This window comes from Streptomyces sp. NPDC026522 (genome assembly GCF_055567555.1).
In genome coordinates this window covers 432,036-453,311 of sequence record NZ_JBVHQF010000004.1, presented here as the reverse complement: position 1 = coordinate 453,311, position 21,276 = coordinate 432,036, and the positions used below count along the sequence as shown (strand labels likewise).

General features: G+C 73.9%; 20 protein-coding genes and 1 tRNA gene. 18 read left to right on the top strand and 3 right to left on the bottom strand.

The features are described from left to right. Positions 1 to 8: 8 nt before the first annotated feature. Positions 9 to 1,016 carry a hypothetical protein gene (locus ACZ4M3_RS13460; RefSeq protein WP_467732030.1) on the bottom strand — a complete coding sequence of 336 codons (1,008 nt, stop codon included), beginning with the start codon at positions 1,014 to 1,016 and terminating at the stop codon, positions 9 to 11. A 56-nt stretch (positions 1,017 to 1,072) separates the two neighbouring features. Here ACZ4M3_RS13460 and ACZ4M3_RS13455 point away from each other — a divergent pair, with 56 nt between their 5' ends. From ACZ4M3_RS13455 to ACZ4M3_RS13440, 4 genes are all read left to right on the top strand, one after another. After that, positions 1,073 to 1,873, top strand: a complete 801-nt coding sequence (locus ACZ4M3_RS13455) for a class E sortase (RefSeq protein ID WP_467732028.1) — start codon at positions 1,073 to 1,075, stop codon at positions 1,871 to 1,873. Next, entirely contained in the window at positions 1,870 to 2,256 is a 387-nt protein-coding gene (locus ACZ4M3_RS13450; protein WP_467732026.1) for a DUF6412 domain-containing protein, read from the top strand. The genes ACZ4M3_RS13455 and ACZ4M3_RS13450 overlap by 4 nt, the downstream gene beginning before the upstream one ends. Before the next feature lie 144 nt (positions 2,257 to 2,400). Next, positions 2,401 to 3,075, top strand: coding sequence for a YidC/Oxa1 family membrane protein insertase (locus tag ACZ4M3_RS13445; protein WP_467732024.1), 675 nt, complete (start codon positions 2,401 to 2,403; stop codon positions 3,073 to 3,075). A 181-nt stretch (positions 3,076 to 3,256) separates the two neighbouring features. Further along, positions 3,257 to 4,117, top strand: a complete 861-nt coding sequence (locus tag ACZ4M3_RS13440) for a fumarylacetoacetate hydrolase family protein (protein ID WP_467732022.1) — start codon at positions 3,257 to 3,259, stop codon at positions 4,115 to 4,117. A 108-nt stretch (positions 4,118 to 4,225) separates the two neighbouring features. On the opposite strand, the gene ACZ4M3_RS13435 is transcribed toward ACZ4M3_RS13440, so the two are convergent. After that, a complete protein-coding gene (locus ACZ4M3_RS13435; protein WP_467732020.1) occupies positions 4,226 to 5,338 on the bottom strand; it encodes a Gfo/Idh/MocA family oxidoreductase in 1,113 nt (370 codons plus the stop codon). A gap of 50 nt (positions 5,339 to 5,388) precedes the next feature. On the opposite strand from ACZ4M3_RS13435, the gene ACZ4M3_RS13430 reads away from it, so the two are divergent. The 13 genes from ACZ4M3_RS13430 (at position 5,389) to ACZ4M3_RS13370 (ending at position 18,843) form a co-directional block, all read left to right on the top strand. Next, the gene (locus ACZ4M3_RS13430; RefSeq protein ID WP_467732018.1) at positions 5,389 to 6,498 is read left to right on the top strand and encodes an ROK family protein; all 1,110 of its coding nucleotides are present in this window, start codon (positions 5,389 to 5,391) and stop codon (positions 6,496 to 6,498) included. Between the two features lie 694 nt (positions 6,499 to 7,192). Beyond that, the gene (locus ACZ4M3_RS13425) at positions 7,193 to 8,044 is read left to right on the top strand and encodes a hypothetical protein (RefSeq protein ID WP_467732016.1); all 852 of its coding nucleotides are present in this window, start codon (positions 7,193 to 7,195) and stop codon (positions 8,042 to 8,044) included. Positions 8,045 to 8,073: 29 nt separating this feature from the next. Then, positions 8,074 to 8,844 (top strand): GntR family transcriptional regulator, encoded by a 771-nt coding sequence (locus ACZ4M3_RS13420; protein ID WP_467732014.1) that lies wholly within the window; start codon positions 8,074 to 8,076, stop codon positions 8,842 to 8,844. A gap of 148 nt (positions 8,845 to 8,992) precedes the next feature. Continuing rightward, positions 8,993 to 10,114 carry a TIGR03364 family FAD-dependent oxidoreductase gene (locus ACZ4M3_RS13415; RefSeq protein ID WP_467732012.1) on the top strand — a complete coding sequence of 374 codons (1,122 nt, stop codon included), beginning with the start codon at positions 8,993 to 8,995 and terminating at the stop codon, positions 10,112 to 10,114. A 5-nt stretch (positions 10,115 to 10,119) separates the two neighbouring features. Next, positions 10,120 to 10,836 carry a phosphonatase-like hydrolase gene (locus ACZ4M3_RS13410; protein ID WP_467732010.1) on the top strand — a complete coding sequence of 239 codons (717 nt, stop codon included), beginning with the start codon at positions 10,120 to 10,122 and terminating at the stop codon, positions 10,834 to 10,836. Beyond that, on the top strand, positions 10,833 to 11,882 hold the full coding sequence (locus ACZ4M3_RS13405; RefSeq protein ID WP_467732008.1) for an ABC transporter ATP-binding protein: 1,050 nt from the start codon (positions 10,833 to 10,835) through the stop codon (positions 11,880 to 11,882). The genes ACZ4M3_RS13410 and ACZ4M3_RS13405 overlap by 4 nt, the downstream gene beginning before the upstream one ends. 91 nt (positions 11,883 to 11,973) lie before the next feature. After that, positions 11,974 to 12,840 carry a 2-aminoethylphosphonate ABC transporter permease subunit gene (locus tag ACZ4M3_RS13400; protein ID WP_467732249.1) on the top strand — a complete coding sequence of 289 codons (867 nt, stop codon included), beginning with the start codon at positions 11,974 to 11,976 and terminating at the stop codon, positions 12,838 to 12,840. Further along, on the top strand, positions 12,827 to 13,624 hold the full coding sequence (locus ACZ4M3_RS13395) for an ABC transporter permease (RefSeq protein ID WP_467732006.1): 798 nt from the start codon (positions 12,827 to 12,829) through the stop codon (positions 13,622 to 13,624). The genes ACZ4M3_RS13400 and ACZ4M3_RS13395 overlap by 14 nt, the downstream gene beginning before the upstream one ends. A 47-nt stretch (positions 13,625 to 13,671) precedes the next feature. After that, on the top strand, positions 13,672 to 14,757 hold the full coding sequence (locus tag ACZ4M3_RS13390) for a 2-aminoethylphosphonate ABC transporter substrate-binding protein (RefSeq protein ID WP_467732004.1): 1,086 nt from the start codon (positions 13,672 to 13,674) through the stop codon (positions 14,755 to 14,757). 90 nt (positions 14,758 to 14,847) lie between these two features. Continuing rightward, complete coding sequence (locus ACZ4M3_RS13385; RefSeq protein WP_467732002.1) at positions 14,848 to 16,479, top strand: alkaline phosphatase family protein; 1,632 nt, start codon at positions 14,848 to 14,850, stop codon at positions 16,477 to 16,479. A 191-nt stretch (positions 16,480 to 16,670) separates the two neighbouring features. Then, complete coding sequence (locus tag ACZ4M3_RS13380; protein ID WP_467732000.1) at positions 16,671 to 17,450, top strand: HAD-IIA family hydrolase; 780 nt, start codon at positions 16,671 to 16,673, stop codon at positions 17,448 to 17,450. 111 nt (positions 17,451 to 17,561) lie between these two features. Beyond that, a complete protein-coding gene (locus tag ACZ4M3_RS13375; RefSeq protein ID WP_467731998.1) occupies positions 17,562 to 18,164 on the top strand; it encodes a hypothetical protein in 603 nt (200 codons plus the stop codon). Positions 18,165 to 18,174: 10 nt separating this feature from the next. Continuing rightward, a complete protein-coding gene (locus tag ACZ4M3_RS13370; protein WP_467731996.1) occupies positions 18,175 to 18,843 on the top strand; it encodes a class F sortase in 669 nt (222 codons plus the stop codon). Between the two features lie 55 nt (positions 18,844 to 18,898). On the opposite strand, the gene ACZ4M3_RS13365 is transcribed toward ACZ4M3_RS13370, so the two are convergent. Next, positions 18,899 to 18,972 (bottom strand) — tRNA-Lys (locus ACZ4M3_RS13365). A 229-nt stretch (positions 18,973 to 19,201) separates the two neighbouring features. Here ACZ4M3_RS13365 and ACZ4M3_RS13360 point away from each other — a divergent pair. Then, a complete protein-coding gene (locus ACZ4M3_RS13360) occupies positions 19,202 to 20,557 on the top strand; it encodes a peptidoglycan-binding protein (protein ID WP_467732248.1) in 1,356 nt (451 codons plus the stop codon). Positions 20,558 to 21,276 lie beyond the last annotated feature (719 nt).

The following is a 21,276-nucleotide window of genomic DNA, read 5'->3' as shown; positions in this document are numbered from 1 at the left end:
TGACGCGGTCAGGAGCCCTGCGGCTCGCCGTGGCATTCCGGGTACGGCTTGCCCGAGGTGCACCAGCAGGGGGAGGTGGGGGAGGGGGGCCAGGGGGTGGCCTTGCCGCGGGCGGCGAGGGTGGTGGCGTACTCCGCCAGCAGGCTGGGAGAGGCCGGAGAGGTCTTCTCGGAGGCGGCGAAGGCCTCGTACGACGGGACGCTGGCGGTGACGATGCCGAGGTTGGTGGTGCCGGAGGCGGCCAGGGCGCGGAGGGACGACTCGATCTGCGCCAGGTGCTGCGCGTGCGACGGGTACTCCGCGGCGAGGGTCGGGTAGCTGGTCAGGAGCTCGGCCAGTTCGCGCTGGGGCCAGTGCAGGATCGCCACCGGGAAGGGGCGGGAGAGCGCGGCGCGGCGGTCGCCCAGTTCGGCGCGCAGGCGGGCGATCTCGGCGCGGAGCTCGGCCGGGTCGTCGGAGCCCAGGGCCCAGATGCGCTTCGGGTCGTGGAGCTCGTCCAGCGGGATCGGGCCGATGTGGCGGGTGTCCGCGACCATGTCCCAGTCGTCGTGCGGGCGCCCGAGGAGGCGGCGGACGCGGTGCCGGCCCGTGAGGAGGGCGGTGGTGGCCTGGGTGAGGGGGGTGTTCTCCGGGATGAGGAGGGCCGCCGCCTGGGTGAAGCACTCCTCCGAGGCGGTCAACTCGTCGTGGGCTTCGAGGGCTTCCGCGATCACCTCCCAGGGGGCCGGGTCTGCGGGGGCCGCCGTACGGATGCCCTGGATCAGCGCGCGGGCCTCGGCCTCGTGGCCGTACTCCCACAGGTTCGAGGCCTGGAGCGCCTTGATCAGGTGCGGGTCGTCGGGGTCGGAGGCGAGGAGTTGGTCGTAGAGCGCGCTTGCCCGTTCCCGTGCGTCGGCCAGTTCGAGGTGGGCCGCGGCCTGGAGGAGCAACGGCTCCTGGTCCTCGGGATAGCGGGTCGCCGTGCGGATGAGGCGCTCGGCTTCGGCGATGTGCTCGGCAGGCGTGTCGGGGCGCATGGTTCACACCGTACTGCTGCTGGTCAGTTGACGGGGGAGGTCTTAAGGTGCCGCCCGTGCGGGATCACATACCTGTGGTGGTGCAGGGGGGCGGTCGGCGGGGGCGCCGGGCCGGCCTCGCGGCGGTGCTGTGGGCGGCCGCCGAACTGGCCGTCACGGTGGGGGCGGTGGTGATGTTGCTGGTGGTGCACCAGATGTGGTGGACCAACCGGCAGGCGCTGGCGGGGGCGCGGGAGCAGGTCCGGGCGTTGGAGCGGGAGTGGGAAGCGCCCGCGGCGAGGCCGCGGCAGGAGCAGGAGCCGGAGCAGAAGCAGGAGTCACGGCAGGAGCCGGAGGAGCAGCCGGGGCAGGAGCCGGAGCCGGAACGGTCGGGTGTGCCTTCGGCGGCTCCGGCGGCTCCGGTCCGGGCGCCCGAGCGGGACCAGTCGTACGCCGTGCTGCGCATCCCGCGCCTCGGGCTGGTCGTGCCCGTCGCGCAGGGGATCGACAAGAAGGCCGTACTGGACAAGGGGTACGCCGGACACTACCCCGGGACCGCGCAGCCCGGCGCGGAGGGGAACTTCGCGCTGGCCGGGCACCGCAACACGCACGGGGAGCCGTTCCGGTACCTGAACCGGCTCAGGGCGGGGGACGAGGTGACGGTCGACGTGCGGGGGCAGCGGTACACGTACGTGGTGGGGCGGATCCTGCCCGAGACCACCGAGCGGGACACGGGCGTGGTCGCACCCGTGCCGCGCAGCGTGGTGAAGCCGGAGTACGGCTACAGCGCGCCCGGTGCGTACATCACGCTGACCACCTGCACGCCCGAGTACACGTCCAAGTACCGGCTGGTGGTGTGGGGGACGCTGAAACGGTGACGGAAGTCGGGAACACCGCCCCGAGCCGGTCCGTTGTGCGGGTACGGGAGTTCGTACGGGTGGGCCGGCAGCGGAAGGGGGTGGATGGCATGGTCGGGCGTTTCACCGGGATGTTCGTCACCCTGCTGCTGCTCGGAGGCTTCCTCGGGCTGCTGCTCGGGGAGAGCGGGCCGGCCGGTGTGGTGGTGGTCCTCGCGGCCGCCTTCGCGCTGGGCGCGGCCGCCTTGGCGGCAAGCCGGGTCCGGTCGGTGCCGCCGCATCGAATACGTACCGCGATCCGTGATCGCGAGCAGCGCACGGCGTTCCTGCCGCAGCGTGATCCCGACGCCTCGGGCCGGTCGCGGCCCCGGGCTCCAGGCCGCCTCGTCCCGACGGCCGCGTAGGGGCGCGCAATGCAGGGCGGGGCCTTTCGGTCCCGGCCGGTGGCACCGTTCTACCGTTCACTGATCACTGTCGTCGCCCCTCGCGGGTCGTCACGCCGAAATGCATCTCTTTCGACGTTTGACGAGACCCCTCGGAGGGCCCACGTGTCCGTTTTCACCCACCTTGTTGCCCAGTTGGGCCGGCTGTTGGAGCCGGTGCTGGCCGGGTCCGCGACCGCTGTGGCGATCGTGCTGTTCACCGTGCTCGTACGCCTCGCGCTGCATCCGCTGAGCCGTGTGGCCGTGCGCGGTGCCACGCCGGTGGCCGGCTGCCTGCCCGTGCTGTTGCAGCTGCCCGTGTTCTACGTGATGTACCGCGCGTTCTCCTCGGCGGAGGTCGGCGGGGCGGCCAACGAGCTGCTGGGCCACCGGCTGCTCGCCGCGCCCCTCGGGGACCGCTGGGCCGACGCGCTCGGGGCGGGCGGGGTGTTCGGGGCGCCGGGGCTGGTGTTTCTCGCGCTGTTCGCGGCGATCGCGGCAGTGGCGGCCTGGAGTGCGGTGCGCGGGCGCCGGACGGCGCTGGCCGCGGACGGCAAGGCCGGGGTCGGGGCGAAGGCCGTGGCCGGTGGGCGCGGGCTGTCGAGTGGGGCTGCGGGGGCGCTGACCGCCGAGCAGGAGGCGGCGATGCGGAAGCTGAGCGGTGTACTGCCGCTGCTCTCGTTCGGGACGCTGATCACCGCTGCCGTGGTGCCGCTCGCCGCAGGGCTCTACCTGCTGACCACCACCGCCTGGTCGGTCGCCGAGCGCGCCTGGCTGCAACGGGGCGCGGCGCACGGCTGAAGCAGGGCAGCCGGGGCCGGCTGGAGGGGCCGGCTGGAGGGGGGCGTTCCAGTCCGTGAACAGGGTCTTGCGGATTGGCCGGACTTCTTGGAGGATCGGCCAATCCTCCGATGGCCGCAACCCATCGTCCGGCCCGGGGCATGCCCAAGGGCCGACCACCCTCGACCACGGGAGAATGCCCATGAAGCTGCTGCGTGTCGGACCCGTCGGGTCGGAGCGCCCCGCGCTGCTCGACCAGGACGGAACCCTGCGGGACCTGTCCGGGCTGATCACGGATGTGGACGGCGCGCTGCTCGCCGACGACTCCGCCCTGTCCCGGGTACGGGACGCGGCGGCAGCGCCGGGGGACCTGCCCGCGCTCGACGCCGAAGGGCTGCGCGTGGGTGCTCCGGTCGGCCGCATCGGCAAGGTCGTGGGCATCGGCCTGAACTACTTCGGGCACGCCGCGGAGATCGGCGCCGAGCCGCCCGCCGAACCGATCCTGTTCCTCAAGGCACCGGACACGGTCGGCGGCCCGGACGACACCGTCCTCATCCCGCGCGGCAGCGTGAAGACGGACTGGGAGGCCGAGCTCGGCGTCGTCATCGGCGCCACCGCCCGGTACCTGTCCTCCGCCGCGGAAGGCCTGGCGCACGTGGGCGGGTACACGCTGGTCAACGACCTATCGGAGCGCGAGTTCCAGATAGAGCGCGGCGGTACCTGGGACAAGGGCAAGAACTGCGAGACCTTCACCCCGCTCGGCCCCTGGCTGGTCACCGCCGACGAGATCCCGGACCCGCAGGACCTCGGCGTCCGGCTCTGGGTCAACGGCGAACTCAAGCAGGACGGCAACACCTCGGACCAGATCTTCCCGGTCGGCGAGGTCGTCCGGTACCTGAGCCAGTTCATGACCCTGTACCCCGGTGACGTCATCGTCACCGGCACCCCGGCGGGCGTGGCCATGGGGCAGCCGGAGCCCAAGCCGTACCTCCGCGCCGGTGACGTCGTGGAGGTCGAGATCGACGGCCTCGGGCGTCAGCGCCAGGAGTTCAAGGGCGCGTGACCGGGCCGTCGGCCGGCCGGCGGTGCGGGAGGAGCGGACCCCCGGGGGGCGGCCCGCCCCTCCCGGCTGCCGGGCAGCGGCCCCGGACGGCCGGCTGCCGAGCGGCGGCTACGCCGCGTCGCCGAGGGCGAGCGTGACCGTGACGCCCTCGCGCGACGACCGGCGGGCCGCCTCCAGTACGGCCAGGCAGTGCGCCGCCTCACGCGCCGTCACCGGAGCCGGTCCGCCCTCGCGCAGCGCGGCGGCCACCGCCGCGTAGTACGCCGGGTAGTCGCCCGGCACGGTCGGCACCGGACTTCCGCCGCCGGTCAACGGAGATTCCCCGGCGCCCAGCCGGCCCCACAGGTGCTCGGGCTCCAGGCCCCACGCCCCGCCGTCCGCGCCCGGCCGCAGCCCTTCGCGCAGCGCCGCCTCCTGGGGGTCCAGGCCGTACTTGACCCAGCCGGCGCGCGAGCCGAGTACCCGAAAGCGCGGCCCGAGCTGGGCGGTGGTCGCGCTGACGTAGAGGTGCGAGCGGACGCCGCCCGCGTGGGTGATCGCGATGAAGGTGTCGTCGTCCGCCTCCGCGCCCGCGCGGCGCACGTCGGTCTCCGCGTAGACCCGTACGGCCGGGCCGAAGAGCACCAGCGCCTGGTCGACCACGTGGCTGCCGAGGTCGTACAGCAGCCCGCCGATCTCCTCCGGCGCCCCCGACTCCCGCCACCCGCCCTTGAGCTGCGGCCGCCAGCGCTCGAAGCGGGACTCGAAGCGCTGGACGTCGCCGAGTTCGCCGTCGGCCAGGAGCCGGCGCAGGGTGAGGAAGTCGTTGTCCCAGCGGCGGTTCTGGAAGACGGACAGGAAGGTGCCGGTCCGCTCGGCGAGCGCGGCGAGTTCCTCGGCCTCGGCGGCGGTGGCGGCCAGCGGCTTGTCCACGACCACGGGTACGCCGGCGGTGAGGGCGGCGGTGGCGAGCGGGACGTGCGTCTTGTTGGGGGAGGCGATGACCACGAGGTCGACGGGAGCGGCGCCGTCCGAGCCCTCCCAGAGCACGGCGGGGGACTCGGCGATCCGGACTCCGGGGTAGGCCTCGCGCGCCTGGGCCTGGCGGCCGGGGTCGGAGGTGACGACCGCGTCGAGGACGAGCCCTTCGGTGGCGGTGACCAGGGGGGCGTGGAAGACGGAACCGGCCAGTCCGTAGCCGACGAGTCCGACGCGGAGGGGGGAGGTGGCGTTCAGGGGCATGGGTCATACTTTGGCAACAGTGTTGCGTAAGTGCAAGGAGAGGCGGCGGGGTGAACCGGGGCAATCGGGACGGCGAGGGCCGGGGCGGGGTGAACCTGCCCGCGGTGCGCGGGCACAACGAGGCGCTGCTCCTGGGGTTGCTGCGGGGTGCGGGGCCCGGCGGGCTGGGCCGCGCCGACCTCGCGGTGCGTACGGGGCTGACCCCGCAGGCGGTCAGCAAGATCACGGCGCGGCTGGCGGCGGAGGGTCTGGTGGCGGAGGCCGGGCGGGGCGCGTCCACGGGCGGCAAGCCGCGGACGCTGCTGCGGCTGGTGCCGGACGCGGGGTACGCGGTGGGCGTGTACCTGGACCGCGACGAGCTGACGGCGGTACGGGTCGACCTGGCGGGGGACGTCGTCGCGCGGTGGCGCGGGGGGCTGGACCTGGGGGTGGGTGCGGCGCGGCCGGGCGGGGCGCGGCCGGAGGCGGCGGTGGAGGCGGTGCTACGGGGGGTCGCGCGGGTTTCCGGCCGGGGCGGGGCGGGGGCGCCGTTGCTCGGGGTGGGGGTCGCGGCGCCGGGTCCGCTGGACTGGCGGGACGGGGTACTGGGGCGGGTGACGGGGTTCCCGCAGTGGGAGGGGTTCCCGCTGCGGGAGGTGCTGGCGGGGCGGCTGGCGGCGGGGGCCCCGGTGGTGGTGGACAAGGACACCAACGCAGGGGTGGCCGCGGCGGCCGGACGGCACCCGGGCAATTGCGTGTACCTGCACGTCGGGACCGGCCTGGGGGCGGGGCTGCGGCTGGACGGTGCGGTGTTCCGGGGGCCGCGCTCGCTGGCGGGGGAGTTCGGGCACCAGGTGCTGGAGCTGGACGGGCCGCCGTGCCGGTGCGGGGGACGGGGGTGCGTGGAGGCGTTGTGCCTGGCGGCGCTGGAGCGGGGGGACCCGGCGGGGGCGGCGCGGGTACTGGGGGAGGGGGCGGCGAACGTGGTCGCGCTGCTGGATGTGGACCGGGTGCTGTTGGGCGGGCGGGTGGTGGAGGCCGAGCCGGGGGTGTTCGTGGAGGGGGTCCGGGCGGTGCTGGGGCGGCGGCGGGTGGGGGCGGCCGTTGCCCTGGCCGGGGCGGGGGTGGCGGAGGGGGCGGCGGAGCTGGTGCTGGGACCGGTGTTCGGTCGGGGGCGTTGACGGGGCACCGCTGCGCTGCGCGGCCCCGGCTGCGCCGGGCTTTGCGGGCCTCCGCCCCGCGGCCCGCGCCTCAAGCGCCGGCGGGGCTGGGTTTGGCCGGCGTGGGCTGGATGGTGCGGGCGCCCGCGCGGGTCTGGCTGCGGCACCGTTGCGCTGCGCGGCCCTGGCTGCGCCGGGCTTTGCGGGCCTCCGCCCCAGGCCCTGCGCCTCAAGCGCCGGCGGGGCTGGGTTTGGCCGGCGTGCGCTGTAGGGTGCGGCCTCCGCCCCAGGCCCTGCGCCTCAAGCGCCGGCGGGGCTGGGTTTGGGCGGCGTGGGCTGGATGGTGCGGGCGCCCGCGCGGGTCTGGCTGCGGCACCGGCTGCGCGGCCCCGGCTGCGCCGGGCTTTCTGGGTCCGCCCCAGGCCCTGCGCCTCAAGCGCCGGCGGGGCTGGGTTTGGCTGGCGTGGGCTGTAGGGTGCCGCCTCCGCCCCGCGGCCTGCGCCTCAAGCGCCGGCGGGGCTGAAATTGGCCGGGGACACCGCCCGCCTGAAGGGGGTGGCGTCCGATCAGGCGTAAAGGGGGGTTACCTGCGCGCCCCGGGATCGGGTGGGGTGGGCGGCGTGGGAGAGTGCGGGCGGGGGCGGGGTGATTGTCGCCTCGTCCGGTCATCGTCCGATCACCCCTGTTTCCGTCCGGCGAGCTGCGAAGGTCCTCCATGCGACTGCGCGAAGCCCTTGCCCCTCCCGCCCTGCTGGCCGCCGTGGTCCTCTCCCTCCTCGCACCCGGCCCCGCCACCGCCGACGTCGGCAACGGCTCCCTCCTCGCGACCGGCCCCGCCGCCGACGTCGGCAACGGCGGCGGGGCCCGCCCGGCCCCCGCGCCCGCGCTGCCCTCGCGCGCGAAGGCCACCTGCGGGGACGCCAAGAGCAGCGCCTTCCCCATCGGCGCCCGGATCCGCGGCGGGCCGGCCGTGTACCGCACCGGCGACGGCCCGCAGACCTGGTACCTGGACCTGACCAACACCACCTCCGGCGCCTGCACCGCCATCCACCCGGTCGTGGTCTTCACGGACAAGGCCCGCACCCTGCGCCCCGCCCACCTCCGGATGGACTTCGAGACCCCCGGCGGCCCCCGCCCCGTCACCCTGGAGCGCAGCGACCGCGACGAGATCATCGCCGTGTTCGACGGCGACGGAGGCGGCGGCGGTAGCGGCGGCGGTGGCGGCGGCGGTGGCGGCGAGGCCTTCCCCGGGTTCACCATCGGCGCCGGCGGCTCCCGTACCGTCCGCGTCTCGCTCGCCTTCTCCCCCGACGCCCCCCACGGCGAGGTCCTCGCCGACGCCGCCGTCGTCCAGCGCAAGGGTGACGACGGGGACTGGGTCGGCGAGGCGGGCGGCTACCGGTTCTCCGTCGAGGGGCCGCAGGACGACGAGGCCGGCGAGGCGGGCTCGCTCGCGCACACCGGTCCGCGCCCCTGGGTGGCCGCCGCGGCGGCCGTCGCCACCCTCGCGACCGGCGGCGCGCTGCTGCTCGGCGCCCGCAGGCTGCGCCCCCGCGCGGGAGGCTGACGTACACCTGGTCCACGTACAGTCCGAGGGTGGAACATCAGAGCCAGAGCCCGCCCCACCGCCCCGGTCAGGCCGTGCGGTCCGGCATCCCCGAGCACGGGCGCATCCCCAAGTACTACGCGGTCAAGGCCCGTATCTCCGTTCTGGTCGAGGAACTCGGAGAGGGCGGCCTGCTGCCCACCGAGCGTGATCTCGCCGAGCAGTACGAGGTCTCCCGCGAGACCGTCCGCCAGGCCCTGCGCGAGCTGCTGCTGGAGGGCCGGCTGCGCCGCTCCGGGCGCGGGACCGTCGTCGCCGGGCCCAAGCTGGAGCAGCCGCTGTCCCTCGCGAGCTACACCGAAGGCGTGCGCCGCCAGGGCCGCCGGCCGGGCCGTCACCTCATCGGGCTGGAGCGCTTCCCCTGCCCGCCCGAGCTGGCCCGCGGCATCGGCGCAGAGACCGGTGAGCCCGTCTGGCACCTGGAGCGCGTCCTGCTCGCCGATGACGAGCGGGTCGGCCTGGAGAGCACGTACCTGCGCGTCGCCCGCGCGCCCCGCCTCGACAGCGATTTCCAGCCGGACTCCTCCTTCTACGGATACCTCCGCGAGCGCCTCGGCATCTCGTTCGGCGACGCCGACGAGAAGCTGGAGACGGTCCTCGCGACCCCCCGCGAAGCCCTGTTGATCGGCACTCCCCCCGCCCTCCCCATGCTGCTCATCCACCGGTTCTCCCGGGACCAGGACGGCCGCCCGCTGGAGCGGGTGCGTTCGCTCTACCGTGGTGACCGGTTCAGCTTCACGACCCGTCTGCGTCCCGAGTAGCCTCGGCCATTCCGCCACCAGAACGAGCGAAAGGGACGTACTCATGTCACGGGAAGATAACGGGTCTAGTCCAAGCGTCGAGGCTTGTTCACCCGCACGCCACCACGCCGCCCCTCCCGGGCCACGGTCCGCCCGCACCGTGGACGGCGTGAGAGTCATAGTCGTCGGAGGCGGCGTGGTCGGCACCATGCACGCCTGGCAAGCAGTCGAACGCGGCCACGAGGTCGTCCAAATCGAACGGGAAGCCGAGGCCCGCGGCGCGTCCCTGCGCAATTTCGGCCAGATCTGGGTCAGCGGCCGCGCCGGGGGCGAGGAGCTCGACACCGCCCTGCGGGCCCGCGAGCTCTGGGAAGGGATCGGCGCGCGGGTGCCCGGCCTGGGCTTCCGCGCCATCGGCTCCCTGACCCCCGTCCGCAATTCCCGCGAACTCGCCGTCGCGGAAGCGGCGGTGGCCGGCCCGGACGCCGCCGCCCGCGGCTACAAGCTGGTCACCGCCGAGGAGGCCCGGGCGGTCAACCCGGCCCTGCGCGGCGCGTTCGAGGCCGCCCTGTGGTGCGAGCGGGACGCGGCCGTCGAGCCGCGCACCGCGCAGCTCCACCTGCGCGAGGCGCTGCGCGCCACCGGCCGGTACACCTTCCTGCCGGGACGCGAGGTGCGCGAGGTCGTGGGGACCGGCGCGGTCCGCGACGACCACGGCGACGTCCACCGCGGTGACGCCGTCGTCCTCGCCACCGGCGCCTGGCTGTCCGGCCTGGTCCGCGAGCTGGTCCCCGACCTGCCCGTGCGCCGCGTCCGCCTCCAGATGATGCAGACCGCCCCGCTCGGCGAGCCGCTGACCACCTCGGTCGCGGACGCCGACAGCTTCCGCTACTACCCGGCGTACCGGTCGCCGGCCCTCGACGCCCTCAACGCCGGGCAGGAGCAGGCGCCGGTCGCCGCCGCGCACAAGATGCAGCTGCTGATGGTCCAGCGCCAGGACGGCGGACTGACCATCGGCGACACCCACGAATACGAGCACCCGTTCGCGTTCGACACCGTCGAGGACCCCTACGAGCACCTCACCGGGGTGGTCGAGTCCTTCCTGGGGCGCCCGCTGCCCAGGATCCAGCGCCGCTGGGCGGGCGTGTACGCGCAGTGCACCGACACCACCCGCGTCGTCCACCGCCAGCAGGTCGCCGACGGCGTCTGGCTGGTGACCGGACCCGGCGGGCGCGGCATGACCTGCTCGCCCGCCATAGCCGAAACCACCGCGAACGAACTGGGCTGGTAGCCGACATGACCGACAAGACCACCGAGAACACCACCCCCGGGACCCGCAACCTGGTCGTCCTCGACATGGCCGGCACCACCGTCTCCGACGGCGGCCTCGTCGAGCGGGCCTTCGAGCGGGCCGCCGAGCGCCTAGGCGTCGAGCCCGGCAGCGCGGACCACGCCGCCAAGCTCCAGTACGTCCGCGACACCATGGGCGAGTCGAAGATCTCCGTCTTCCGCCACCTCTTCGGTACGGAGGACCTCGCCCAGCGCGCCAACTCCGCCTTCGAGGAGGCGTACGGGGAACTCGTCGACGGGGGCCTGATCGCCCCGGTCGCCGGCGCCCGCGCGGCCGTCGAGAAGCTCCGCGCCGACGGCCGCACCGTCGTACTGACCACCGGCTTCGCCCGGGTCACCCAGGACGCCATCCTCGACGCCCTCGGCTGGCGCGACCTGGCCGACCTCACCCTCTGCCCGGCCGACGCCGGCGGCCGCGGCCGCCCCTACCCCGACATGGTGCTGGCCGCGTTCCTGCGCACGGGCGCGGTGGCCGACGTACGGGAGACCGTGGTCGTGGGCGACACGGCGTACGACATGCTCAGCGGGGTCCGGGCCGGCGCCGGGATCGTGGCCGGCGTCCTCACCGGCGCCCACGGCCGCGAGGCGCTGACCGGCAACGGCGCGACCCACGTCCTCGGCTCCGTCGCCGAACTCCCGGCCCTGCTGGCGGAGTCGGCGTGAGCGGCATCCGCTTCGACGCGGTCTCGGTCGCCTACCACGGCACCACCGTCCTGGACCGGCTCGACCTCACCGTCGAGCCGGGCGAGGTGATGGCGCTGCTCGGTCCCTCCGGTTCGGGCAAGACCACGGCGCTGCGCGCGGTCGCCGGATTCGTGCGGCCCGTCTCCGGCCGGGTGCTGATCGGCGGCCGCGACGTCACCGGGCTGCCGCCGCACAAGCGCGGCATCGGCATGGTCGTCCAGCAGTACGCGCTGTTCCCGCACATGCGGGTGGACGAGAACGTCGCCTTCGGCCTCAAGGCGCAGAAGGCGCCCAAGGCCGGGATGGCCGGGCGGGTCGCCGAGGCCCTGGAGATGACGGGGATGGCCGCCTACGCGAAGCGCTATCCGCGCGAGCTCTCCGGAGGGCAGCAGCAGCGCGTCGCCATCGCCCGCGCCCTCGCCATCCGCCCCGGCGTCCTGCTGCTGGACGAGCCGCTGTCCGCGCTCGACGCGCAGCTGCGGTCCGGGATGCTCGCCGAACTGGCGCGGCTGCACCGCGAGCTGCCGGACGTCTCGATCCTGTACGTCACGCACGACCAGGTCGAGGCGCTGACCCTCGCCGACCGGATCGCGGTCATGGACCGGGCCCGGCTGCAGGACTGCGGCACCCCGCAGCAGCTGTACCGGACGCCGGGTACGGAGTTCACCGCCTCCTTCGTCGGCAACGCCAACCTGCTCCCGGTGACGGTGGCCGACGGCGGCGCGGTCTTCGAGGGGCACGCGCTGGAGCTCGACCGGGGTCTCGCCGCGCCCGGCGCGGGGGCCACCCTGTGCCTCCGGCCCCACCTGCTCGCCCTGGGCGAGGGCCCGAACGCGCTGCGCGGCACGATCACCGAGGTGCAGTGGCGGGGCTCGACGCACCGGCTGTACGTCGACATCGACGGCCACCGCGTCAAGGCGGACCTGCCGGAGCTGCGCGAGACCCCGGCGCTGGGCGACGAGGTGACCCTGCACTTCGAGCCCCGGGACGCGGTGCTGCTCTCGGCGGGGGTGTCCGGTGCCTGAGGTCACGGACAGCCGCCCGCCGGGCCCGGCGCCGACGGCGGCCGCCACACCGCCCGCGCCGGGGTCCGCCGCCACGCCAGCGGCGGCCCCGCTGCCCGCCCCGCGCGGGGCGGTCCCGGCCCGGGCCCCGCGCCCGCGCGGCGTGCCCGCCTGGGGGTGGTCCCTGCCGCCGCTCGCCGCGCTCGCGCTGGTCTTCCTGTACCCCCTCGCCCTGGTCGTCCAGCAGTCCTTCACCCCCGACAACGGCGGCGGCGCCCTCGACGCCTACTCCGCCGTCTTCGCCTCCACCGCCTTCCGCGAAGCGCTCGGCACCACCGTCTGGCTGGCCGCCGGCGCCACCGTCGGCTGCCTCGTCCTCGGCTTCGCCCTGGCGCTGGTCATCGCGTTCGTGCCCTTTCCCGGGGCGAAGGGGGTGGCCAAGTTCATCGACGTCTTCCTCTCCTTCCCCTCCTTCCTCATCACCCTCGCCCTCCTCTTCGTCTACGGCACCGCCGGTATGGCCAACGGGCTGTGGAGCGACGCCTTCTCCACCCCGGAGGGTCCGTTCCACTTCCTCACCACCCCCTGGGGCGTGCTGCTGGCCGAGATCACCTACTTCACGCCGTTCGTGATGCGCCCGCTGCTCGCCGCGTTCTCCCAACTGGACACGGCGCAGCTGGAGGTGGCCTCCTCGCTCGGCGCGCGTCCGGCCCGGATCATCCGCAAGGTGATCCTCCCCGAGGCCCGGCCGGCCCTCGCCGCGGGCGGCAGCCTCGTCCTCGTCATGTGCCTCAACGAGTTCGGGATCGTCCTGTTCACCGGCGCCAAGGACGTCACGACGCTCCCGATGCTCATCTACGGCAAGGCGATCCTCGAATCCGACTACGCGGGCGCCTGCGTGGTCGCCGTCGTCAACATCGCGATCTCCGTCGGCCTGTTCGGCCTCTACCGGGTGGTGAGCAAGCGTGCTGGTGCATAGCAAGGCGGGCCGCTGGGCCGCCTGGGGGCTGTTCGGCTGCCTCTTCCTTCCGATCTTCGCGCTGCCCCTGCTCGTCGTGGTGGCCGCCTCCTTCGCCACCCACTGGTCCGGCGCCTTCCCCTCCGGACCGACCACCCAGAACTACGCCTCCGCCGTGCAGGGCGAATCCCTCCAGGCGCTGACGGCCTCGCTGGTCACCGCCCTGGTCGCGAGCCTGCTCGCCCTCACCGTCGGCAGCTGGGCCGCACTGGCCGCCGCCGGGCTGGGCAAGCGCGGCAGGCGCTCGCTCGACGCGCTGTTCATGCTGCCGGTCGCCGTGCCGTCCGTCGTCGTGGGCCTGGCCGTGCTCGTCGCGTTCAGCAAGCCCCCGCTGCTGCTCAACGGCACGAGCTCCATCGTCATCCTGGCGCACACGATTCTTGTCACGGCGTTCGCCTATCAGTCGGTTTCGGCCGCCATCGTTCGTCTCGATCCCGCGTACGAGCAGGCGGCGGCCTCCCTGGGCGCCCGTCCCTCGTACGTCCTGTGGCGGGTCAAGCTCCCCCTGCTGCTGCCCTCCCTGACCGCGGCCGCCGGGCTCTGCTTCGCCCTGTCCATGGGTGAGCTGAGCGCCACGATGATGCTCTACCCGCCGGACTGGATGCCCCTCCCGGTCCGGATCTTCACCGCCACCGACCGCGGTTCGCTGTTCAGCGGCTCCGCGATCGCGGTGGTCCTCATGGCCGCCACCCTGCTGGTCCTGCTGGCCGTCTCCCGCGTCCGCACCAAGGCGTCCTACCGCTGAAGCCCCGCTCCAGACCACCAGACTCCCTTTCCCCGTAAGGAAGTTCCATGCCCAGCACCCGCATGCCCCTGCGCACCGCCGCCGCCGTCACCGGCAGCCTCGCCCTCGCCGCCTCCCTCACCGCCTGCGGCGGCGGATCCGCCTCCTCCGCCGCGGGCGCCGACAACGCGGAGAAGATCGTCACCGTCTACAGCGCCGACGGCCTCAAGAGCGACAAGGGCGACGGCTGGTACGACAAGGTCTTCGCCGACTTCACCAAGAAGACCGGCATCGAGGTCAAGTACGTCGAAGGCGGCTCGGGCGAGATGGTGCAGCGCGCCTTGCGCGAGAAGACCAACACCCAGGCGGACGTCCTCGTCACCCTGCCGCCCTTCATCCAGCAGGCCGACGGCAAGGGCCTGCTCCAGGCGTACAAGCCGCAGGGCTCCGACAAGGTCAACGGCGGCGACAAGGCCGCCGACGGCAAGTGGACCTCGGTGGTGAACAACTACTTCGGCTTCGTCCACAACAAGAAGGAGCTGACCGAGGCCCCCAAGACCTGGGAGGAACTGCTCGACGCCAAGTACAAGGGCAAGCTCCAGTACTCCACCCCGGGTGTCGCCGGCGACGGCACCGCCGTGCTCGTCAAGTCGATGCACGACTTCGGCGGCAAGGAGCCGGCGATGGAGTACCTGAAGAAGCTCCAGGCCAACAACGTCGGCCCGTCGTCCTCGACCAGCAAGCTCGCGCCCAAGACCGACAAGGGCGAGCTGCTCGTCGCCAACGGCGACGTCCAGATGAACTTCGCGCAGTCCAAGTCCATGCCGAACCTCGGTATCTGGTTCCCGGCCAAGGACGGCGGCAAGCCGACCACCTTCGCCCTCCCGTACGCGGCCGGTCTGGTCGACAAGGCCCCGCACACCGAGAACGGCAAGAAGCTCCTCGACTACCTGCTCGGCGAGGACGCCCAGAAGCTGGTCAGCGAGGTCGGCGGCGGCTTCCCGGCCCGTACCGACGTCAAGCCCACCGACGCCAACGCGGTCGAGCTCGCCAAGATCATGACCGGCGTCGAGGTCTTCGAGCCGGACTGGGCGGACATCGACAAGAACCTCTCGGGCTACGTCGACGCGTGGAAGTCGGCCACCGGCAGCTGAGCGGTCGCCTCCAAGTCACCTGTGACCGGCAAGGTGTCTTTTGGATAACGGGTCTGGACCGAAGCCGCGCCTTCGGTCCAGACCCGCCGCGTGTCCCCCGTGCATGCACCAGCCCTGCGCATCCACCACGACCACTCCCCGGAGGAGTACGTGCCCCCTGTCCTGTCCGGACGGACCCTCGCCGTGGCCGCCACCGCCACCGCCCTGCTCGGCACCGCACTCGTCACCGTCCCGGCCACGGCCGCCGTCTCCGGCGCCGCCACCACCGCCGCCGCCGCCGTCGCCACCACCGCCACCACCGACAAGGTCCTCGTCATCGGCCTCGACGGCGTGGTCCTCGACCGCCTCAAGGCCGCCAACGCCCCCAACCTGCAGGGTCTGATGAGCCAGGGCCTGACCGCACGCAGCACCCTGTACGCGAGCCCGATGGCCGCGACCTCCTCGGGCCCCGGCTGGTCCACCATCGCCACCGGCGTCTGGCCCGACAAGCACGGCGTGAAGGACAACACCTTCACCGGCAAGAACTACGCGGCCCACCCGGACTTCCTGACCCGCATCGAGAACGCCGACCCGGCGCTCAACACCTACGCCGCCGCCGACTGGGAGCCCCTCACCTCCACCGACCAGAACGGCCCGGTCTTCTCCGCCAAGATCGACAAGCGGCTCAGCCTCAAGGGCGACCGCGACGGCTACGGCAGCGAGGACCCCAAGATCGCCGACGCCGCCTCCGCCGAACTGCGCGACCAGAACCCCGACGCCGCCTTCGTCTACTTCGGCGAGGTCGACCACGCCGGGCACGCCTACGGCGCGGCCAGCCAGCAGTACCTCGACACCATCGCGCGCGTCGACACCCTGGTCGGCCGGCTGCTCACCGCCGTCCAGGCCCGCCCGACCTACGCCCGGGAGAACTGGAAGATCCTGGTCACCACCGACCACGGCCACACAGACGCCGGCGGCCACGGCGGCTCCACCCTCCAGGAGCGCGGCACCTTCGTCATCGCGAAGGGCGCCGGGATCCCGGCCGGTTCGGTACGCGACGACGTACGCCTCGTCGACGTCGCCGCCACCGCCCTCGCCCAGGTCGGGGTGAACCCCGGCCCCGCCGTCGACGGCATCCCCCTCAACGCCCCCGACGACAACGACCCCTTCGACACCCTGCGCCCCAAGCTCCAGGGCCGCGTGGACGAAACGGGCATTCCCGCTTCCACGAAGGGCTTCACCCACACCCCGCCGTCCGGCTGGGCCGTCGACAACTCCAAGATGGGCACGGGCGGCGTCACCGAGTGGGCCGGCTGGGCCTTCACCACCGACGAGTTCTGGACCCAGTCACAGCGCGACCAGTGGCGCGAGCTGAACGTCCGCTCCCGTGACGTGTTCGCCGTCGCCGACTCCGACGAGTGGGACGACAAGAGCCACACCGGCTCCTTCGACTCCACGCTGATCACCCCCAAGTGGCCGGTCACCGGCGGCCCGACCGGTTCCACGGTGAACCTCACCTACCGGACCCACTACCGCCACGAGGCCGGCCAGACCGCCCAGGTCCTGGTCTCCTACAACGGCGGTACGCCGGCGGTCGCCAAGAGCTACACCGCCGACGCCGTCGCGAAGGGCGAGTCCCTCACCCTCCAGGTCCCGGCCGGAGCCACCGACGTACAGGTCCGGTTCCGCTACAGCGGCACCAACAACTGGTACTGGACGGTCGACAACGTGAAGCTCGGCTGACGCCGGTCTCCCGCCGGTCTCCCGCCGGTCTCCCGCCGGTCTCCCGCCGGTCTCCGGCCGGTCTTCCGCCGATCTCCCCGTCCCGGTCCGGGCCGTGGACGCGCCCCGCGCCCACGGCCCGTTCCCGGTTAGGGTGGTACGGACCGGAGGCCCCCCGAGGTCAGAGGCACCGCAGAGCGGAGAACAGTCCCGTGGCAGAGCGCAAGCCGATCGAATCCTGGCTCACCGACATGGACGGAGTCCTCATCCACGAGGGGACCCCGATCCCCGGCGCCGATGCCTTCATCAAGCGGCTGCGCGAGTCCGGCAAGCCCTTCCTGGTCCTGACCAACAACTCCATCTACACCCCGCGCGACCTGCACGCCCGGCTCAACCGGATGGGCCTGCACGTCCCCGTCGAGAACATCTGGACCTCGGCGCTCGCCACCGCCAAGTTCCTCGACGACCAGCGCCCGGGCGGCACGGCCTACGTCATCGGCGAGGCCGGCCTGACCACCGCCCTGCACGACATCGGCTACATCCTGACCGACCACGAGCCGGACTACGTGGTCCTGGGCGAGACCCGTACGTACAGCTTCGAGGCGATGACCAAGGCCGTCCGCCTGATCAACGGCGGCGCCCGCTTCATCTGCACCAACCCGGACGAGACCGGCCCGTCCACCGAGGGTCCGCTGCCCGCCACCGGCGCCGTCGCCGCGCTGATCACCAAGGCCACCGGCAAGCAGCCGTACTTCGCGGGCAAGCCCAACCCGCTGATGATGCGGACGGGCCTGAACGCGATCGGCGCGCACTCCGAGAGCAGCGCCATGATCGGCGACCGGATGGACACCGACGTGCTCGCCGGCCTGGAAGCGGGCATGCAGACCTTCCTCGTCCTGACCGGCCTGACCACAGTCGAGGACACCGAGAAGTTCCCCTACCGCCCCACCAAGACGGTCGACTCCATCGCCGACCTGGTCGATCTCGTCTAGCTCCGGTACCTACGGCTGGGGCGTACGGCTGACTCGTACGGTCCAAGGGCGCGCCGCTCCGGATGCGGAGCGGCGCGCCGCGCGTGAATCTCCTTGTTGAGGAGGTTCACCATGCGCAGTGCTCTGATCGCTCTCCGTGCCACCGGGGTGGCCGTCGCCCTGACCGCCCTCGGCGCGGTGACCGCGCCCGCAGCCGTCGCCGAGGACTGGGGCCGCGGCGGCGTCTCGGTCAGGCCGGATCCGGCCGAGCCCGGCGACCTGGTCAAGCTGGAGGTGCGGGGCTGCGACGGCGGCTGGGCGTCGGCCAGGTCCTCCGTGTTCGTGTCCGAGGTCCACCTGTCCGCCGGGCACGACGACCGCCGCGTCCTGTGGGGTGACGCGCTCATCGCCACGCACGCCCGGCCGGGCTCGCACGAGATCCGGGTCAAGTGTGACGGCCGCGACGACCGGGTCAGCGGCTCCGTCCGGATCCGGGAGGGGCACCACCCCGACCCGCACCACTCGCCCGTCCGGCCGGTCCACGCGGGCGGTGGCGCGATGGCCGCCGAGGTGGCCAGGACGACCGAGCTGGCGGCCGCGCCCGCGAAGAAGAACCACGGCGGCGACGGCCCGGGGCTGCCCCAGACGGTGATCGGCGCCGTCCTCGCCGCCGTGGCCACCCTCGCCGTCGCGGGCAGGGCGCTGGCGCTGCGCCGTCGTCGCGGCAGCGAGTGAGGGCCTGCCGGTGAACGAGGAGCCCCGCGGCTCCGGCGGCTCCCGCCTGCTGACGTTCGCCGCGTGGACCGTGCTGGTGCTCGGGCTGTGGCTGTGGGGGCGGGAGATCACCGGGGTTCCCGTGCCGCCCGGGGGGCAGGCCGGCGGCGCCGGGACCGCGGCTCCCGGCCTGCCCGTGGCCCACGCCCCGCTGGCGGCGGCCCCGCCGGCGCGGCTCGACGTACCGTCCCTGGGCATCCAGGCGCCGGTGATCTCGCGCGGCCTGGACCGCGAGGGGGCGATCGAGCCGCCCCCGTACGAGAACCCGGGCACGGTCGGCTGGTGGAGCGGCGGCACCCAGCCGGGCAAGGCCGGTACCGCCCTGCTGATCGGCCACGTGGACACGCGGTCGAAGCCGGCGGTGTTCTACGGGCTGAGCACGGCGCAGCGGGGGGACAAGGTCGGCGTGGTCCGGGCGGACGGGTCGGTGGCCGAGTTCACGGTCGAGGAGGTACGGGTCTACGAGCGCGCGGGCTTCGACCCCCAGAAGGCGTACGGCCCGAAGGTGCCGGGCCGCGCCGAGCTGCGGCTGGTGACCTGCGGCGGAACGTACGACAAGACGGCCAAGCAGTACTCGGCGAACGTGGTGGTCGCCGCCTACCTGACGGGCGTGCGGGCCAGGGCCGGTACGCCCGTATGAGGGACGGGAACGAAGAAACCCCCGCAGCTTTCGCTGCGGGGGTTTCTCCCGTCTGTGCGCCGCCAGGGACTCGAACCCCGGACCCGCTGATTAAGAGTCAGCTGCTCTAACCAACTGAGCTAGCGGCGCTTGCTGACAGGGAAAACTCTACCCCACCTGCGGGGGTGCTCAGGACCAGCCGCGCCCGCGTTGTCCGATTAACCCATGTTTGAGGGGTTTGTCGTGCACGATATGTCTGGGCCGAGCCGAATCTGATGCCCCGCCAGATGCGTGCCCGGCCGGACGAGTGGACGAGCAAGGGGAGTGGACGGAACGCATGACGACGCAGCCTCCGATGCAGGTGCAGATGGCGCCATCGATGCCGATGCCGGTCTTCGAGGAGTACGAGCCCGCGGGCGACTGTGGCTGCCCGGGCTGCGTGCACCGGCGGCGCACCCTCGCCCGCGGGCGGGCCATACCGCTCCGGGACGGCGGGCACCCCGCCGCGCGCGGCGCGCGCCGCGCGCTGGTACTGGCCACGGCGGCCGGTGTGGTGCTGAGCGGCGGCGGCGCGACCGCCGTGGCGACGGCCCGCCCCACCCCGGGCCCGGGCCCGGCGCAGCCGACGCCGCCGGGGCCCGTGAAGCCGGACGGGCCGGGGTCCCCGCAGGGCGGCCGGGCGCCGCTGCACGGGCCGAAGGGATCGCCGGCCAAGCCGCCGGGCCTGCCGGGGGCGCCCACGGCGGTGCGCCGGATCGACCGGTCGACGATCATCAACCGGGCCAAGGTGTGGCTGGACGAGCAGGTTCCGTACAGCATGAACGACTACTGGTCGGACGGATACCGGCAGGACTGCTCGGGCTTCGTCTCCATGGCCTGGAACCTCGGTACGAATGAATGGACCGGCAGCCTCGACAAGTTCGCGAAGAAGATCACCAAGGAGGAGTTGCTGCCGGGGGACGTGCTCCTCTTCCACAACCCCTCCGACCCGAACAACGGCTCGCACGTCACCCTCTTCGGCGGCTGGGTCGACGAGACGCGCACGCACTACATCGCCTACGAGCAGACGCGCCCGACGACGCGCAGGCTGGCGACGCCGTTCGGGTACTGGAGCAACGCGACCAAGTACCTCCCGTACCGCTTCACCGGGGTGACCGGCGGGTTGGTGCCGGACGGCCCCGGGACGGACCCGAAGCCGGCGGTTCCGTCCGCCTTCCCCGGAGCGAAGATGTTCGGGCCGGGCGCCGACAACCAGTACGTGGCGCGGCTGGGCCGGATGCTGATCGACCGGGGCGGGCGCCGCTTCTACCCCAAGGGCCCGAGTACGAAGTGGAGCGAGTCCGACCGGCTGGCCACCCAGGCCTTCCAGACGGCCCAGGGCTGGACGGGAGCCGAGGCCGACGGCATCCCGGGCGCGCACACCTGGCGGCTGCTGGTCGAGGGCCAGGGCAACGACATCGTGCCCACGCCGGACGCCGCGCCGGGCCCGGGCGGCCACCCGGCGTACCCGGGCCCGGCGGCCTTCCGGCCGGGGCAGTCCGGCCCGGCCGTCGCCGCCCTCGGCCGCCGGCTGGTGGCGAAGGGGTTCGGCAAGCACTACACCTCCGGCCCGGGTTCCGTCTGGAGCGAGGCCGACCGCCGCAACGTCGAGGCGTTCCAGCGCGCGCAGGGCTGGCGCGGGGCCTCGGCCAACGGCTATCCGGGCCCGGAAACCTGGCGCCGGCTGTTCGCATGACGGAGGCAACCATGTACCCCACGCGCACCACGACCACGACGGGCACCTTCACCGTCCCCCCGTCGCGCCCCGGCCGACCCCCCCGCCCGGGCCGCTGGACCACCCGCTTCCGCCCCACCCCGGCCCCGGCCCCGATCCCGGCCCACCCGGAGGCGCCTTGGCCGGTGGCCCCGGGTGAGGCCGGGGCGGCCCCGGTCCCGGCTCCGGCCGAAGCCCCGCTCCCGGACCCGGCCCGTACGGAGGCCACGCCTTGGGCGGCCCCGGGCAAGGCCGGCGGGGCGGCCCCGATCGCGGCTCCGGCCGAAGCCCCGCTCCCGGACCCGGCCCGTACGGAGGCCACGCCTTGGGCGGCCCCGGGTAAAGCCGGCGGGGCGGCCCCGGTCCCGGCTCCGGCCGAAGCCCCGCTCCCGGACCCGGCCCCGGGCGAAGGGTCGGCTGCCGAGCCGACCGTGCCCCGTTCCCCCGTCCGCGGGGTGGCCGCAGCCCGGGCGGAGACCTCGGCGTGGCCTCCGCCTCCGCCCCCGGCCTCGGTACCCCACCCGAGCCTGACGCCGGCGGCAGCCCCCGGCGCGGACCCGGCGCGGCCGAACGAGTCCTCCGCCCGCCCTGCGACGCCGCAGGCGGTGTCGGTGGCGGAGCCGGGCGCGTCCCCGTACTCGGCCGCCGTCCCGGGCGAGGCCGCGGCCCGGAACGCGGGGACCCCTGCGACGGTGCCGCCG